Annotated in this window: 1 pseudogene; it reads right to left on the bottom strand. The window is 53.2% G+C overall.

Features of this window, described 5'->3' with window-relative positions:
* A pseudogene (locus tag Q4563_RS16595) lies at positions 1 to 406 on the bottom strand (hypothetical protein); the annotation flags it as partial.

The following is a 406-nucleotide window of genomic DNA, read 5'->3' as shown; positions in this document are numbered from 1 at the left end:
CCATACTGTACCCAGCGCTCGTTGGTGTAGCCGTCACGGGGGTCATTACCAAAATGGAAACCACGGACTTCCTGCTCGACATCGGTCAGGTTACGACCGTACACGGCCAGCTGGTAATTGCTACCATCATACGCCACCCGGGCATGCCACATGACATAGGCGGTGGATTCTTCATAATGACTGTCGGAAAAGTAGAAGCTGTCTTTGGCTTCGTTTTCCAGTACCAACGTCAGGCCGTTGCCAACCGCATAAGCCAGACTGTTGGCAAAGCTGTACGTCGGCGACTGAGCCTGCTCACGACCGTTCATGCTGAAGGTGCTATCGGCGGTTTCGTACTGATAGTCGATAAACTTGGTTTGTAACCAGCCACCACTGAAAGTCCAGTTCAGCTGTTCACTGAGTGCCC

Source organism: Gilvimarinus sp. 1_MG-2023, assembly GCF_030548285.1.
This window is presented reverse-complemented; position numbering and strand designations above follow the sequence as displayed.